This is a genomic window from Methylotenera oryzisoli, from assembly GCF_004661485.1.
Classification (GTDB): domain Bacteria; phylum Pseudomonadota; class Gammaproteobacteria; order Burkholderiales; family Methylophilaceae; genus Methylotenera; species Methylotenera oryzisoli.
Genome location: NZ_PQVH01000008.1, coordinates 458,638 through 472,157, shown reverse-complemented (window position 1 = coordinate 472,157; position 13,520 = coordinate 458,638). Strand labels below are relative to the sequence as shown.

Genomic DNA, 13,520 nt, shown 5'->3' with positions numbered 1-13,520 from the left:
TTCAATGCTTTATAGAAGGCTCACATGATACCTACCATTGTTTTGGTTGGTCGACCTAACGTCGGCAAATCAACATTATTTAACCGTTTAACTAAAAGTCGTGATGCCTTAGTCGCTGACTTGCCTGGTCTAACCCGTGATCGACATTATGGGCGCGGCATAGGCGCCAGCCAGCCTTATCTAGTCGTGGATACAGGTGGCTTTGAGCCAAATACAGACAGTGGCATTCTTAAAGCCATGGCAAAGCAAACCTTGCAAGCGATTGATGAAGCTGATGCGATTATCTTTTTGGTAGATGGTCGCCAAGGTGTTTCACCGCAGGATATGGAAATTGCCAACCGTTTAAGAAGAACCAAGTGCCCAGTATTGTTGGCGGTAAACAAAACTGAAGGCATGCAAAAAGCAGTGGTCAGTGCAGACTTCCATGAGTTGGGTTTAGGTTACCCACTTTCAATTTCTTCAGCACATGGCGAAGGTGTACGCGATATTATTGAGCTTGCGCTGGAAAACTTCACAGTCACTGAAGATGAGCCGGTGACTGACTATACCGGTGACAGAATTCCTAAAGTGGCGATTGTAGGTCGCCCTAATGTGGGTAAATCAACGCTAGTGAATGCATTGCTAGGGGAAGAGCGTGTGATTGCTTATGATGAGCCTGGTACTACGCGTGACTCTATCCATATCGATTTAGAAAAGAACGGTAAACACTACACGCTGATTGACACAGCCGGTGTGCGTAAGCGTGGCCGTGTATTTGAAGCGATTGAAAAGTTCTCCGTGATTAAAACCATACAGGCGATTGAAGAGGCAAATGTGGTGATTCTTGTGGTGGATGCCCAAGAGGGTATCACCGAGCAGGACGCACACGTAGCAGCTTACATCTTAGATGCTGGTCGCGCTTTAGTCGTGGCTATCAATAAATGGGATGGTTTGAAAGAAGACGAGCGTGATTGGATTAAACGTGAAATCGACCGTAAGCTGCAGTTTTTAGATTTTGCTGAGTTTCACTACATCTCCGCTTTGCGTAAAAAAGGCTTACCAGAGCTGTTTAAATCAGTGGATGTGGCTTACAAGGCTGCTTTCGCTAAGCTTGCAACACCGCAGCTGACACGTGTGCTGATTGATGCGTTACAGCAGCATCAGCCGCCTATCAGTAAAGGTATCCGTCCAAAATTACGCTATGCGCATCAGGGTGGTAGCAATCCACCTATCGTAGTGATTCATGGTAGCCATGTGGATGGTGTTAAAGATGCTTATACACGCTTTTTAGAAAAAACTTTCCGTAGAACTTTCCAGCTTTCAGGTACACCATTGCGTGTTGAGTATAAGCAAGGGCATAACCCGTTTGCTGAGGATGAAGATAAGCGTAAGCCGGGTGAGGGTATTGTAAGTATGCGCCGCCGTAAGACTGCGCAACGTGCTGAGTTAAAAGCTAAGAAAGAAGTTGAAGACAAAGACCGCCGCGCTAAAAAGCATTAAAAACAACAGCGCTATAGCTGTCATATAGCCAGCTAAATAACAGCTAACGCTGACTGATAGATGTAGAGCATTTATCGCTATCAAAGCTTAGAGGTATTTGCTCTTGTTCTAATCTTGTATCTGTTATTGCTTGTTGCTGATAGTGAATGTTAGCGCAATGTTATACTCTTAAGTATTGTTAAACATCTGCACCAAACATTACCGCTCACGGTTAAACATTGCGTAAACGCTGCGTGTAAATACGCAGCGTTTACGGCTAGTTACTACTGCTTAGAACTCCTCCCAATCGCCGTTACCGTTTGTCTGTTTGATTGCAATCGACTTCATCAGCTCTGGTTCAGGGCGGCTTTTCACTACAGCTAATGCCACATGATTGTGGTTTGATTTCAATGACTGATGTACAGGCAATCCGTCTTTAGCATCATCCAGTTTAAATGCACTGATAGCACTAGATAACTGGTTAGCTTGTTCTACTAGGGATTCAGCTGCCGCAGCAGCCTGTTCTACCAGTGCTGCATTTTGCTGTGTAGATTCGTCCATGCTAGTCACAGCCTCATTGACTAGATCGATGCCTGCTGCTTGCTCAATGGAGGCCGCGGCAATCTCACCGATAATGTCAGCCACATGTTTCACCGACACCACTACTTCTTCCATAGTTTGCCCGGCATTTTGTACCAATGTGGTACCTTCTGTCGTTTTGCTTACAGAGTCTGTAATCAGTTCTTTGATTTCCTTGGCCGCACTGGCTGAGCGCTGTGCCAAATTGCGTACCTCACCGGCAACTACCGCGAAGCCTCGACCTTGCTCACCAGCTCTTGCCGCTTCAACAGCTGCATTTAGTGCAAGAATATTAGTTTGGAAGGCGATGCCATCAATCACGGAAATAATATCTTCAATTTTGCGTGAGCTATCGTTAATGGCAATCATGGTGGTCACAACATCTGAAACTACATTGCCGCCTTTTACTGCGATATCGGAAGCGCTGAGTGCTAGCTGATTCGCTTGTTTTGCATTTTCAGCATTATGCTTGACTGTGCTTGCTAGCTCTTCCATGCTGGCTGCAGTTTCTTCTAGGCTGGACGCCTGCTGCTCAGTCCGGCTTGACAGGTCATTGTTGCCGGAAGATATCTCGTTAGCTGCTGTTGTAATCGTGTCAACCGCGTCTTTAACGGCAATAATAGGCGCTACAATGGTTTCCAGCGTGGAATTTACACCCTCTACCGCTTTACGGAAGTCACCTTGGTGTTGGGTCACATCGGCTCTTGTGCTGATACGCCCTTCAGTGGCGGCTTCCGACAGCATATTAGTGTCATTCACCAAGCGATTGATTGCATCGATACAGGTGTTCAGGTTGTTTTTAATGACGTTAAAATCACCATTGTATGGTTGAGTGATATGGGTAGGGATATCGCCTTTAGATATACGCTCTACGTACTGTGCCGCCGTATTCAACGGGTTAACCACGTAGTCTAAGGTGTTGTTCATGCCTTCAATGATTTTGCGGAAATCTCCTAGGTGCTGACTTGCGTCTGCTCGCGTTGAGAGTTGGCCTTTTTCAGTAGCATCTGCTAATAACGCTGTATCTGCAATCATGGTGTTTACAGCATCAATACATTGATTCAGATTGTTTTTAATTGCGTTAAAATCGCCATCGTAGCTATCGGTAATTTTGGCAGGGATGTTACCTTTTGCGATGTCATCGACATATTTGGCCGCCATGTTTAATGGATTAACCACCGCATCCAATGTGTCATTGATGCCTTGCACAATCTTACGGAACTCACCATGATGACGTCTGGAGTCTGCACGTCTGGAAAGTTTGCCTAGAATCGTGGCGTTAACCAGCATATTGGTATCTACCACCAGTGCCTGAATATTGGCGCGTACTTGCTCAATCGCGGTATTAACAAATGCTTTTTTCCCTGGGAACTTCTCTAGTTGCGGTGTTAAATCACCGTCACCAAAGGCTTGCACCACGGCAATCGCTTTTTGGTTCATTTCAATATGGTCAGCCACCATTTTGTTAATACCAGTTGCCATTTCGGCATAGACGCCGTTGAACTGCTGTGCATTTAATGTGGCGTCTATATCACCAATAGAGTGCTGATGACTAACCCTTTGCAGGGCATCAATCAGGTTTTTAATGGTTTGCTGTAAGCTATAAGATGAGCGCATCACGTCGCCCATTTCATCACGACTGAAAATCTTATTCTCATCATGATGCACAACATTTCCTTGAGCAAGATTGTTCATTAACTCCTTAGTCTCGCTAGTTGCTTGAATAATGTTTCTAGCAACTGAGAACAGCATCAGGCTAACCATTAAAATCGTCAAAATGGTGATAGATACTACCAGCCAAAATTGCTGTTGCTGTTGCATCAAGCGTTTTTCTAAAGACTGGTCTAGTAACTTGCTAATTTCGTCATAGGCTTGATAGCCTTTGGTAATGGACTGAGTAGCAAAATTAAAATATTTTTCCGTATCTAAATCGATAGTTTCTGCATCAATAATCGATGTTTTTACTAGCGTGTTTAGTTCATCAATCGATTTCTGTAAGGCAGTCATCACCGGTTTTACTTGTGTGTATGTACTCTCATAATTTTTAAGTACAGACATGACATGTTCGTAGCTTTTAAGGGAAGCTTCCACTTGGTTAGTCAGTGCCGAAAGCTTTAGTTTTTCCTGGTTTGTCACAAACTGCCGAGAGGTAATGCCTGCACCTAAACCACGAATCTGCGCTGTAATCTCAACGACGTTGATGGTTCTTAAATAGACAATATCCATTAGATAATAGGTGTCCATTTGCGGGTCGAGCGTCAGTGTGCTCGCGTCTGTGAGCTTTAATGAAAACTCAAGTAGTTGATTGATTAGATGACTGTGATTTGCAAAGCTTTGTTGTGGTGTGATGCCGCCTGATTTTGACTTAATTTGCGCCCAGTCAGCTTTAAGCTTATCCCAGTTCTTTTTAATCTTACTCCAGTCTTCTGTAGAGCGGAATTGCTGACCAAGTTCTTTATCAATTTGGTCAATATTTAAAATGAGCGTGCTGGATTTTTTTTCGTTGGCATCAATCTTTTCTGCAAAATCATCGTTTCCTGATAAATAGGAATTGGTCATGCCGCGATGAGCTTGAACGCTTTCAATAAAATGACGCAGCGGGACTAAATAGGTAATGCCTTGGCGTTCGATTCTGGTAATTTTTTGGTCAGAGTTCAGTAGCTGGATATTGAAAAAAAGTAGAATCAATAAAGGTACGAGCGCCACTGTGCCAAGTAAGGTAAATTTCTTTTTATAGCTCAGATTGTTTAATAAGTGACCGATATTCCAGGAGCTCACTTTGTTCATAGTTCTTTCCTAACCTAAATATATTCACAAACTACCGCGCTACAACAGTCTTGTATGCGCTTAATTGGTAGCTTACACGGGGCACTGCATAACTTGGTAGGGTTATGTTTTGTGCGTCATTTAGACTTATTCCCACGTTGGAATAAATTTGGCTGATGTTATATGGCTCTATAACCTCGGCCCAAACTCCCCTTCGTTGGGGAGCGGGTTAAAAATTTACTACGCAATGCATTGTTGTCATGACGTTAATCCTGCGCTTGAGTGCGCCGTTGCAAAAAAGCACAAGTATTTAGCGTCTTGCTAATTATGTTGTCGACAACAATTCAGTTAATTTTAGTACTGGCATCGCTGCCATATTGATTAAGCGCGCTCGTTACGCTTAGTTTTGTATAGTTTAATATGGGAATTAAATAAATTAAACATAATTTATGCAGGAGCCGCGACAATATTGAACTTTGGGCTAGGTGTGGGGTGACATTAATGATGATGTAACGATGTGGTGCTTGGCGATCAGAGCGTCAGGCACACATGGTTAAGTATGGTGATTGTATTACATGGTGATATATAAGAATTTGTCAGTAGCGCTATCAATTTGGATATTGCTCTAGCGATTTATTTTCTGTGGGTAACTCGTAAGGGTCTGCAACATAAGCGGGCCCTTTCATAATGGTGACGACAATACAGCCGATTGCAATAGCGCCAACTAGAAACCAGACACTAAAAAGTACACCGAGTAATTGATAGATGACTTGCTGCTGCTCTCGGCTTAGCGATTCATTCCCTAGATAAATTATTAGCATTGGAGCGCATGGCGCTGCTGTTCCAATGCTAAAAATCAGAGGTAATTTTTTGAACAAAACCCACTCAAGGCCTGATGGCGTTCTAATGAATCCTGGTAATTTATTAAAGTACTTCATCAAAATAATGGATGCTTTAAATGCGGTTTAGTTCATTTAGTATAGGCTTTCCCAGAACTTCCACCATACGCGTTCATCTTCAGGTGCATTCTTATTTAAAATCGCACTATCTGGATAATTAGTTTTCAAAATGCGCAAGGTATCATTTTTAAGATCATCCAAGCCCATTAAGTCGTAAGCGCTAATCATAATGACTAGTGCTTCTTCCACATGTGGGGATTGTGGGTAGTATTCAATCACATATTTTGTACGGTTAATCGCGGCAACATAAGCTTTGCGTTTCATGTAATAGCGCGCAACATGTAGCTCATGTTCTGACAGACTGTTTGCCAAGTAAACCATGCGCTGTGTGGCGTCTTTTACATAGCGGCTTTTTGGGTAGCGTGTTACTAACTCTTTAAAGGTCGCGAAAGAGTCTTTCAAAGCGCGTGGGTCGCGGTCACTTACTTGCTGTTTGGTGAGCTTTTCTACAATGCCGCGCTCATTAAACACTGCTAAGCCCTTTAGGTAATAAGCATAATCTACGTTAGGGTGGTCAGGGTGGAGTTTGATGAAGCGGTCGGCAGCAGCAACTGCGGATACCGGGTCTTGCTTTTTGTAATGGGCGTAGGCTGTTTCAAGTTGCGCTTGCGTAGCATATTTGCCATGCGGATAGCGAGACTCAAGCTTTTGAAAGTAAACAATGGCTTTGTCGTAGTCGCGGTCTTGCATTTTTGCTGCACCTTCTTGATAGATGCGTTCAGCTGTCCAGCCTTTCGTATCATCAATCTCAGTTGGTGCGCCAAAAATCGCACATCCACCGAGTAAGAAGGTAAAAGCCAAAATTGAGATATACTTCATGCAAAACCACCTTTAAGAATTTCTCACGATTATAACCGATGACAGACGCTACTCAACAATCTCTTAACAACCTAATTCACCTCACAATTTCATCAGATTTGGGCGGTTTGCGCCTTGATGTTGCTTTGCAACGGTTACTTCCTGAACATTCACGCTCAAGACTGCAGGCTTGGATAAAGTCTGGTTTGGTGACCGTTGACGGCAAAGTCAGTACTGCAAAAACCAAAGTGTGGGGCGGGGAAAAGGTGTCGGTTGATGTGCAGGTGAAGCCTGAGACCTATGCATTTACTGCACAAGATATTCCACTGGATATTGTGTATGAAGATGACCACATCTTAGTTGTGAACAAACCTGCCGGCATGGTTGTGCACCCTGCGGCCGGAAATTGGGAAGGTACTTTACTCAACGCCTTGCTATTTCATTCGCCGCAATTACACGATGTGCCACGTGCAGGGATTGTGCATCGTTTAGATAAAGAAACCAGTGGCTTATTAGTGGTGGCTAAAACATTAAATGCGCAGACGCATTTGGTACGTCAGTTACAAGCGCGTACTGTAAAGCGTGAGTATCGCGCCATTGTATGGGGCCAACTCTGGCGAAATGGCGTGGTCGATCAGCCGTTAGGTCGTGATCCTCGCTCGCGTACTAAAATGGCAATTAACCGGATGGGTAAACCTGCTGTGACGCGTTACGAGATATTAGAGCGTTTTTCTGTGCAAACTTACTTACGCTGCAACTTAGAAACCGGACGTACTCACCAGATTCGTGTACACATGCAGCACCTCAAGGCGCCTTTAGTTGGTGACCCTGTTTATGGTTTCCGTGGCATTGTGCCGATTCGTGCAATGACGCAAACGTTGCGCGACGCGGTCAGTCAGTTTCATCGTCAGGCTTTGCATGCAATCAAGCTTGGTCTGGTGCACCCAGCTACCAATGAATTCATGGAGTGGCAGATTGAGCTGGCTGATGATATGAAGGTGTTGTTGGAAGCCATGCGTCATGAAGATGTGCGTGATGATGAGGAAGACTTTGAATTAAGCATGGAGCCTTATCTGGCTGATGAGGATTATGAATATGACGATGATGATCTGTTTGACGATGGTGATGAAGAAGATGATGCAGATTTTGATAATGAGGAAGATGTTTAGCTTTAAATGAATTGAGGTAACCATGACTAATGCTGAACCTATTACATTAATCACTCCTGATTGGCCTGCACCTCTCAATGTGAAGGCGTTGCAAACTACGCGCACTGGTGGCGTGAGTCCTGCCCCATACGCCAGTCTTAATCTAGGTGCGCATGTACAAGATAACCCAATTGCTGTTGCGAAAAACCGTCAATTATTAAGTCCGTACCTGCCTAGTGAGCCAGTCTGGGTGAATCAGGTGCATGGCATTGAGGTGATTAATGCAGCTACTAGCACTTGCCTGCAAAATGCGGATGCATCCTTTACCACCAAACCCAATGTTGTGTGTGTGACGATGACGGCTGATTGCCTGCCTGTTTTACTATGCGATAAAAAGGGGAGCGTTGTTGCAGCAGTGCATGCAGGCTGGAGAGGGCTGTGTGACGGTGTGATTGAAGCTGCTGTGCAGAAAATGCAAGTGTCGGCTGATGAAGTATTAGTGTGGTTAGGTCCGGCCATCGGGCCCAATGCCTTTGAGGTGGGCAGAGATGTGCGCGACCAATTCATTGCAAAAGATAATCAGGCGAGTCAGGCATTTAAATTGTTGGAGTCATCAGCATCAGGTGATAAATGGCTCTGCAATTTATACTTGATTGCACAACAGCGCCTTAACCGCATTGGTGTGACCGGAATATATGGCGCCGGGGTGAATGAAGACTTTTGCACCTATACGGATCAGGTGCGCTTTTTTTCTTTTAGGCGCGATAACATCACCGGACGTATGGCAAGTATGATTTGGTTGGAATCACATAGAGATGTGGCAGTTGCTCAGTTATAATATCGCTCTTTATTACTGATCAAAAGTGTTGCATGACAATTCCCGAGTTACCTATTCTTGCATGGATTATTATCGCTAGCTTTACGGGCGGGGTGTTAAGCGTATCTTTAGCCGCATTGTTTGCACTCAACCTACGCACAGCATGGATTCCTATGCTGGTTAGCTATGCGATAGGCGCTATGTTAGGCGCAGTGTTTTTAGAAATACTTCCCCATGCGTTTAATGAAGCGAGTAGTATAGAAAGTATCTCTGCAACCCTCTTGTTTGGGTTGTTGTTATTTTTTGTACTAGAGAAACTGGTGATTTGGCGGCATTGCCATGGTGATCACTGTGAAGTGCACGCGATTCATACTGAGGAAGACTGCCCGTTAACACATCCGAAGCCTGAGCTTGCTGCCGATGGTGTTAAGTATAAAGCGGTGACTGCTGCAAAGGCACCATCTTTAACGCAGGTACACAGCCATGCACACGCGCACCACCATGATAGTGGGCGCAGCGGCATGATGATTATGATAGGAGATACTTTTCATAACTTTGTGGATGGCGTTTTAATTGCAGCGGCATTTTTAGTGGATGTGAAATTAGGTGTGGTTACCGCGCTGGCGATTATTTCGCACGAAATCCCACAAGAGGTGGGTGACTTTTTAATACTATTGCACTCGGGTTACAGCAAAAAACAGGCACTGGTGTTTAATTTAGTGTCTAGTTTAGCAACTTTGGTGGGTGGACTCCTTGCTTATTATGCTTTGCAATATGTGATGAGTTGGGTTCCCTATATTTTAGGGTTGGCAGCGGCAAGCATGTTGTATGTAGCAGTGGCTGATTTAATTCCTAGTTTGCATAAACGCACGGAATTAAAAGCAACTTTAAGTCAGGTGCTACTCATCGCTCTGGGTGTTAGCTCTATCTTCTTGGTGGGTTACTTCATCCGCTGATGGTTTGTTTTGTTGGTGGCGCCTATGTTTAACACCAAGTAGCCACAGTAGCAGGGTACATGGCAGCAAGCCGTAAAATATAAACGTGAGTAGTCCTGCAGTCACTGATTTTTCAGTGGCGGCCATGAGTACAACAACATACATCCAGGCAATCGCAATAATATACATTTGAATTAATTTTAAGATTTATAGGTTTTTATGACAATGAGTACTACAAGCAAAAACTCCACGCCTAAAGTAGGCTTTGTATCGTTAGGCTGCCCTAAAGCTGGCTCAGACGCAGAGCGTATTCTCACCCAATTACGGGCGGAAGGCTATGAAATTTCTGGAAGTTACGACGAAGCTGATTTAGTGGTAGTGAATACCTGTGGTTTCATTGATAGTGCCGTGGAAGAGTCTTTGGATGCGATTGGTGAGGCGATTAATAAAAACGGTAAAGTGATTGTTACCGGCTGTTTAGGCGCTAAAAAAGGCGTAGTTGAAGCTGCGCACCCAAGCGTATTGGCTGTAACCGGCCCGCACGCGCTAGAAGAAGTAATGACAGCCGTACATGCAAACCTGCCTAAGCCGCATGAGCCATTTATTGACTTAGTGCCACCACAAGGCGTAAGGCTGACACCTAAGCATTACGCTTACCTTAAAATTTCTGAAGGCTGTAACCATCGTTGCAGCTTCTGTATTATTCCTAGCATGCGAGGTGATTTAGTCAGTCGCCCGATTGGAGAGGTGCTTAACGAAGCTGAGAATCTAGTGAATGCTGGTGTGAGTGAAATTTTAGTGATTTCACAAGACACTTCGGCTTATGGCGTTGATGTTAAATATCGTCCAGGTTTCTGGAACGGTCGCCCGGTTAAAACCCGTATGACAGAGTTGACGCAAGCTTTAAGTGAGCTTGGTGTCTGGACTCGCTTGCATTATGTGTACCCATACCCGCATGTGGATGAGGTGATTCCATTGATGGCAGATGGTCTGATTCTGCCTTACCTAGACGTGCCATTCCAGCATGCTAGCCCGCGTATATTAAAAGCGATGAAACGTCCGGCAAGCAGTGAAAATAATCTGGCACGCATTAAAGCTTGGCGTGACATCTGTCCGGACATTACGATTCGTAGCACATTCATTGCTGGTTTCCCAGGTGAAACTGAAGATGACTTTAAACAACTGTTAGACTTTATGGAAGAAGCACAGTTAGACAGAGTAGGCTGTTTTGCTTATTCAGCTGTAGATGGTGCGGCAGCCAATGCCTTGCCGGATCAAGTGCCTGAAGAAGTGAAACAAGAGCGTTTGAGTCGCTTTATGGAAGTGCAAGAGCGTATCAGTGCTGCTAAAGTACACGCTAAGATTGGTAGCATTCAAACTGTATTAGTGGACGAGATTGTGACGGATGTTGAAGGTAATATCGAAGCGATTGGCCGTACTAAAGCAGATGCACCAGAGATTGATGGCGTTGTATATTTAGAAGATGCTGAAGGCTTAACGCCGGGTGACTTTGTGGAGGTGGAAATTTACAGTGCTGATGGACATGATTTACGTGGCGGCCCACCACGTAGCGAATAAAGACTTTGCTGTTAGCTGAATAAGTCCTGCATGATGGGTGCAGGACGTTCACTGTCGGCGCGCTCTTCTAAAAAATCGAAGGTAAGCGGGCAGCGTATGGGTTTTTTTGCGGCCTTGCGGCGTTTTGGCGTGGTCGATTCTAGATCGATAAATGGTGTTTGGCTAACGCGGATATAGCCTGAGGCGTTTAGCTTTTGTTCTGTGGTTTCGAACAGGCTCAGCGGATTGTCTATGTTTTGTAGGGTAACAGCCTGCTTACTTACTTTTAGCACGTTGTACATCACAAACTTGCTTGCGGTTTGTTTACCGTAAATTTCACCAGTATAAATAGCCACAATGCCTCCAACGCTTAATATCTGCGTATGTTATCGCTACAGTAACTGATCTACAAGATTTATTTTAACTATCTATTTTCTGCGTAATTTGATGTGAGATTTAATCAGCTCAAGCGCTTGATATCTGAACTTGCTGCCATCGGCATCTTTTACCCACATATGCAGTAGCCCACCAAAAAACAAATGCGTGTCTAGGGCGAGTGCGCGTGGAGTAAGTGTGCTGGCTAGCAGGTTTTGTGACTGTGCGTGTGCATAAGCTACTTCGATTTTTTCTACTAGGCTAGAGCAGTTGTTCATAATTTGATGCAGCACTAATGCAAATTCATCCACATATTCGCATTTAATCATCATGATTTCGTAGATTTCACGCATCTCAACATTATCATTTAGCTCTTGTATGGTATGGCACATACTAGCTTCAATTTGATCTAACGGATTTTGTGAATTGTCAGCGGTAATTGCCAGTGTGTCGTCCATGCGGTCAATCAGCGGTAAAAATACTTGCTCGCGAATGGCATGAAAGATTTCTGTTTTGTTTTTAAAATGCCAGTAAACGGCGCCACGGGTGACATCTGCTTGTGAGGCGATATGTTCCAAGGTTGATTTACTTACTCCACGTGCAAGAAACACCGTGCGTGCCGCATCTACTATCTTTTGGCGAGTAAGTTCTGCATCTTCTTTGGTTTTTCTGACCATATTTAATCCTACTAATAAAACTTCATTTTTGCGTATTTTAAATCAATTAGGCTTTACATACATTCCTGTTTGTATATAATATACATACAAATCTGAATGTAAGCAAGAGCAGATGACTTCTATTTTTAACAAAAACATAGAATAATTAGTAAGTTATAAAAAACAATCGTGGAGTTTTAAATGGCAAATAAGACCGCAAGTCAGAATCAGCAACATATTCACACACAGTCGATTAACGCACAGGTTACGCATGCGAAACGAACCTTGATGGCATCAGGCATGATGTTGGCGCTGATTGGGGTCCTAGTCGGCTCTATGCTGGCAGCTTGCAGTAAGCAAGAAAACGGCGGGCAAGCTCAAGCGGCGATGCCGCCTATGCCAGTAGGTGTGATTACCATGGCTCCGGGCAGCGTGCCTTTGAGCGCAGAGGCTGTAGCGCAAACAGAAGGTGCGAAAGAGGTTGAAATTAGACCGCGTGTTGGCGGCATTTTGCTTAAAAAGCTGTTTGAAGAAGGTGAGCCGGTAAAAGCTGGACAGGCAATGTTTTTAATTGACCCTGTGCCTTATCAAATTGCGCTAGCTAATGCAAAAGCACAATTGGCGCAGCAAAAAGCACGTTTCGATCAAGCAAAGCGCGAAGCGCAACGTTTGCAGGCTTTAGTGGCAACGCAGTCGGTAAGTCAGCGTGAAGCAGATAATGCTAACTCTGATAATGCATTAGCAACAGCTAGCTTGGCGCAATATGAAGCAGCGGTACGTGAGGCTGAGTTGAATTTATCTTATACCACTGTGACATCGCCTTTGTCTGGTGTAGCGGGCAGGTTCGAGTTATCAGAAGGTGCATTGGTGAGTGCCAATACTAGTTTATTAAGCACTGTTAGTCAGATTAGTCCAATCTGGGTGCGCTTTAGTTTGTCTGATGCTGAGTTGGCGCAATTAGGTGGTCCATTGACACAAAAAAGTGTAAAAGAAGTAAGGCTGATACTACCTAGCGGTGAAGAGTACTCAAAATCAGGTCAGCTCAACTTTGCTGCAAGTGGCATCGATCCGCAATTGGGCACTCAGCAATTACGAGCAACTTTTGATAATGCGGATAAACGCTTGTTGCCAGGTCAGTTTGCCAGAATTCGCGTGATTACGGGGCAAAAAGATGGTGTGTTTGTCGTGCCACAAACCTCAGTTCTCAATAGTGATCAGGGCAAGTTTGTGTATGTGGCTAATGATAAAAATGAGGTGGTAGTTAAACCGGTTGTGCCGGGTAATTGGGTTGGTAAAAACTGGGTCATCTTAAGTGGTTTGGAAACAGGTGATAGAGTGATTACCGACAATATTATTAAGCTACGTCCTGGTGCAGTTGTCGCACCGCATCCTGTGGGTGAGACTGATGCTGGTGCAGCATCAGCAAAAAATGAATCAACTGGTTCAGCAAAATAAATTCGTCACCCAATGCT

11 protein-coding genes are annotated in these 13,520 nt (G+C 44.3%); 6 read left to right on the top strand and 5 right to left on the bottom strand.

Annotated features, from left to right (window positions below):
* The first annotated feature begins 24 nt into the window (after positions 1-24).
* Positions 25-1,479 carry a ribosome biogenesis GTPase Der gene (gene der / locus C3Y98_RS06910; RefSeq protein WP_135277533.1) on the top strand — a complete coding sequence of 485 codons (1,455 nt, stop codon included), beginning with the start codon at positions 25-27 and terminating at the stop codon, positions 1,477-1,479.
* Between the two features lie 270 nt (positions 1,480-1,749).
* Here the strand turns inward: der and C3Y98_RS06905 are convergent, their stop codons facing one another.
* The 3 genes from C3Y98_RS06905 to C3Y98_RS06895 form a co-directional block, all read right to left on the bottom strand.
* Positions 1,750-4,824 carry a methyl-accepting chemotaxis protein gene (locus C3Y98_RS06905; protein WP_135277531.1) on the bottom strand — a complete coding sequence of 1,025 codons (3,075 nt, stop codon included), beginning with the start codon at positions 4,822-4,824 and terminating at the stop codon, positions 1,750-1,752.
* A 587-nt stretch (positions 4,825-5,411) separates the two neighbouring features.
* On the bottom strand, positions 5,412-5,624 hold the full coding sequence (locus C3Y98_RS12845) for a hypothetical protein (RefSeq protein WP_245234334.1): 213 nt from the start codon (positions 5,622-5,624) through the stop codon (positions 5,412-5,414).
* Between the two features lie 153 nt (positions 5,625-5,777).
* The gene (locus C3Y98_RS06895; protein ID WP_135277527.1) at positions 5,778-6,581 is read right to left on the bottom strand and encodes an outer membrane protein assembly factor BamD; all 804 of its coding nucleotides are present in this window, start codon (positions 6,579-6,581) and stop codon (positions 5,778-5,780) included.
* 38 nt (positions 6,582-6,619) lie between these two features.
* On the opposite strand from C3Y98_RS06895, the gene rluD reads away from it, so the two are divergent.
* The 4 genes from rluD to rimO all read left to right on the top strand — a co-directional run bounded on the left by rluD (position 6,620) and on the right by rimO (position 11,038).
* A complete protein-coding gene (gene rluD, locus C3Y98_RS06890; protein WP_135277525.1) occupies positions 6,620-7,729 on the top strand; it encodes a 23S rRNA pseudouridine(1911/1915/1917) synthase RluD in 1,110 nt (369 codons plus the stop codon).
* 22 nt (positions 7,730-7,751) lie between these two features.
* Positions 7,752-8,546 (top strand): peptidoglycan editing factor PgeF, encoded by a 795-nt coding sequence (pgeF, locus tag C3Y98_RS06885; protein ID WP_135277523.1) that lies wholly within the window; start codon positions 7,752-7,754, stop codon positions 8,544-8,546.
* 32 nt (positions 8,547-8,578) lie between these two features.
* Positions 8,579-9,481: a ZIP family metal transporter gene (locus C3Y98_RS06880; RefSeq protein WP_135277521.1), complete on the top strand. Its 903-nt coding sequence runs from the start codon at positions 8,579-8,581 to the stop codon at positions 9,479-9,481.
* A gap of 198 nt (positions 9,482-9,679) precedes the next feature.
* The gene (gene rimO, locus C3Y98_RS06870; protein WP_135277517.1) at positions 9,680-11,038 is read left to right on the top strand and encodes a 30S ribosomal protein S12 methylthiotransferase RimO; all 1,359 of its coding nucleotides are present in this window, start codon (positions 9,680-9,682) and stop codon (positions 11,036-11,038) included.
* An 11-nt stretch (positions 11,039-11,049) separates the two neighbouring features.
* On the opposite strand, the gene C3Y98_RS06865 is transcribed toward rimO, so the two are convergent.
* Positions 11,050-11,373, bottom strand: a complete 324-nt coding sequence (locus C3Y98_RS06865) for a hypothetical protein (RefSeq protein ID WP_135277515.1) — start codon at positions 11,371-11,373, stop codon at positions 11,050-11,052.
* Between the two features lie 72 nt (positions 11,374-11,445).
* Positions 11,446-12,069, bottom strand: a complete 624-nt coding sequence (locus C3Y98_RS06860; RefSeq protein ID WP_135277513.1) for a TetR family transcriptional regulator — start codon at positions 12,067-12,069, stop codon at positions 11,446-11,448.
* A 180-nt stretch (positions 12,070-12,249) separates the two neighbouring features.
* Here C3Y98_RS06860 and C3Y98_RS06855 point away from each other — a divergent pair, with 180 nt between their 5' ends.
* A complete protein-coding gene (locus C3Y98_RS06855; protein WP_135277511.1) occupies positions 12,250-13,503 on the top strand; it encodes an efflux RND transporter periplasmic adaptor subunit in 1,254 nt (417 codons plus the stop codon).
* Positions 13,504-13,520 lie beyond the last annotated feature (17 nt).